The organism is Ilyobacter sp., assembly GCF_041583315.1.
In the GTDB taxonomy this organism is placed as follows: Bacteria; Fusobacteriota; Fusobacteriia; order Fusobacteriales; family Fusobacteriaceae; genus Ilyobacter.
Genome location: NZ_JBFHGC010000484.1, coordinates 1 through 2,225 on the forward strand (window position 1 = coordinate 1; position 2,225 = coordinate 2,225).

3 protein-coding genes are annotated in these 2,225 nt (G+C 38.9%); 2 read left to right on the forward strand and 1 reads right to left on the reverse strand.

The features are described 5' to 3' along the window. Nucleotides 1-471: ACT domain-containing protein (locus ABZA26_RS13220; protein ID WP_372714973.1), on the forward strand; the 471-nt coding region annotated here is incomplete at its 5' end. 9 nt (nucleotides 472-480) lie between these two features. Beyond that, nucleotides 481-1,650, forward strand: a complete 1,170-nt coding sequence (tgt, locus tag ABZA26_RS13225) for a tRNA guanosine(34) transglycosylase Tgt (RefSeq protein ID WP_372714974.1) — start codon at nucleotides 481-483, stop codon at nucleotides 1,648-1,650. Between the two features lie 71 nt (nucleotides 1,651-1,721). Here tgt and ABZA26_RS13230 read toward each other — a convergent pair. Next, nucleotides 1,722-2,225, reverse strand: a 504-nt coding sequence (locus ABZA26_RS13230; protein ID WP_372714975.1) for an iron hydrogenase small subunit, incomplete at its 5' end; no start/stop codon positions are given.

Sequence of the window (2,225 nt, forward strand, 5' to 3'; positions counted from 1 at the left end):
AAGAAGAATGATTACGGAGTGGTTATAGAGGGTCTTGATAATACTCTCATAAGGTTTGCAAAATGCTGTACTCCTCTCCCAGGAGACGACATAGGTGGTTATATAACAAAGGGAGCCGGGATAGCAGTTCACAGAAAAGACTGTAAAAACTATCAGGGCATGCTAAAGAGTGATCCTCCTAGAGAGATAGATGTAAAATGGGATGAAGATATTTTTGCAAAAAAACTTAATAAATATCAATTTAATTTTAATGTTTTTGTGGTAGAGAGACCTAATATGCTTATGGATATAGCAACTATAATAGCTAATCACAAGATAAATGTTATTGGGGTAAATTCTAACCTTATAGTTAAGGGTCTAGACAGATATATGAATTTAAAATTTACAATAGAAATCTCTGAAAAAGAAGAATATGAGAAGCTCTTGAAACATCTTTCTGGAATAAAAGATATAATAGAGATACAGAGATAAGGAGGAAAAATGTCAAAAAAACTGCCTGTAACTTATGAGATCTACTCTAAAGACGGCAAGGCGAGAACCGGAAAAATAACCACACCTCACGGGGAAGTAGAGACACCTGTATTTATGCCTGTGGGAACTCAAGCAACTGTAAAAACAATGACACCTGAGGAATTAGAAGCCATAGGTTCTGAAATAATATTAGGAAATACCTACCATCTTTTTCTGAGACCTGGAGATGATCTCGTTGCAAAATTTGGCGGACTGCATAAATTTATGAACTGGAAAAAACCGATTCTAACAGACAGCGGGGGGTTCCAGGTATTCAGTCTGGGAGCCATAAGGAAAATAGAGGAGGAAGGAGTAGAGTTCCGATCTCATATAGACGGGTCAAAGCAGTTTATCTCTCCTGAAAAATCCATACATATACAAAATAACCTTGGATCGGATATAGTCATGTTATTTGATGAATGCCCTCCTGGGATGTCAACGAAGGAATATCTGATTCCATCTATAGAGAGAACTACAAGATGGGCCAAAAGGTGTATAGAGGCTCATCAGAGGCCTGATGAGCAGGGATTGTTTGCCATAGTTCAAGGGGGGATATACGAAGACCTGAGGGATAAAAGCAGACAAGAACTCATGGAGATGGATGAAGATTTTTCTGGATATGCTATAGGGGGCCTGGCTGTGGGAGAACCCAGAGAGGACATGTACAGAATACTGGACTATATAGTGGAAAAACTTCCTGAGGACAAGCCGAGATATCTTATGGGTGTAGGAGAGCCTGTCGACATGCTAGAAGCTGTAGAAGCTGGAGTAGATATGATGGACTGTGTACAGCCCACAAGAATAGGAAGGCATGGAACTGTATTTACCAAGTACGGTAGGCTGGTTATAAAAAATGCCTGCTATGCTGAGGACCCTAGACCACTAGATGATGGATGTGACTGCTATGTGTGCAGAAATTACACAAGAGGATATATAAGACATCTTTTTAAATCTCAAGAGATTCTCGGAGCGAGACTTACCACTTATCATAACCTTTATTTTCTGATAAAAATGATGAAAGATGCAAGAGAAGCAATAAAAGACGGAAGATTTAAAGAATTTAAAGATGAATTCTTGACTAACTACTCTCAAAGGGGAGACAGTGACTGGATAAAAGCTAAAAAAATCGGAGAAGTATAGAGGATAATTTTTAGTTATTTTGATATATTTAAAGTATAGAGGGAGCTACCATTGGCAGCTCCCTCTTAAAATTATTTTTTTCTTGAAAAATACTTTGTATGTAATAGTTCATGGGCCTTCTCTCCCATGGGTTCTCCAAGAAATTTTTCATATAGTTCTTTAATATAAGGGTTTTCATGAGATTTTCGAATTTTTTTACCAGTATCGATGGCCTGTATTCCTTTAAATCTTTTCTTTATTACATTAAATTTACCGTGGTGGTATGGCTGGCCTCCACCCCCTATACATCCTCCCTTACAGGCCATTATTTCAATGGCGTGTAAAACTTCTTCACCGCTTTTTACCTTGTTTAGAAGATCCCTGGCTGATCCTAGTCCGTGGGCTATTCCTATCCTTAAAGGAGAACCATCTATCTGCAGCTCCGGGACTTCTGCTATTCTTGATCCTTCAAGACCTCTCAGCTGCTTGAAATCCACTGATTCTAATTCATCCCCTGTGATCCATTCATAGGCCGTTCTTACAGCGGCCTCTATAACTCCACCTGTTCTTCCGAAAATATCAGCAGCTCCACTGGA

What these genes read in the sequence shown, in the direction of transcription:
- tgt (WP_372714974.1), top strand. Translation starts at nt 481, where the DNA reads ATGTCAAAAAAACTGCCTGTAACTTATGAGATCTACTCTAAAGACGGC.